General features: G+C 71.0%; 1 pseudogene. It reads left to right on the top strand.

Annotation, left to right across the window (positions count from 1 at the left end):
- Positions 1-40: 40 nt before the first annotated feature.
- A pseudogene (locus NE591_RS15020) lies at positions 41-293 on the top strand (hypothetical protein); the annotation flags it as partial.

Below are 293 nucleotides of genomic sequence, written 5' to 3'. Positions count from 1 at the left end.
TGCAAGGGGAGGGCGCGGAGAGCGGGGTTTCGGCTTCGCTGTGGAACCGCTCGGAGGGACGGTACCGGTAGCCAGCCCCCAGGGCGCCGCGCGGCCGCAGGACACCGGGCAAGCGAGGCGCCCCGTCCGCGCCGCCTCGCTGCACCCGCGCGCCGTCGCCGCGAGCAACCACCGCAGCGGGTTCTGCACGAAGTTCCAGTCGGCCACCGATATGGTGCGCAACACCTTCCGCGACGACAAGCTGCGCGTCATCTCCTGCGAGGTGCAAAATGCTCGGAAGGCGAAGGACGTGC

Origin of the sequence: Adlercreutzia sp. DFI.6.23 (assembly GCF_024462535.1) — a bacterium.
In the GTDB taxonomy this organism is placed as follows: domain Bacteria; phylum Actinomycetota; class Coriobacteriia; order Coriobacteriales; family Eggerthellaceae; genus Adlercreutzia; species Adlercreutzia rubneri.
Note: the sequence above shows the minus strand (reverse complement) of the source record. Positions and strands in the feature narration are given on the sequence as shown.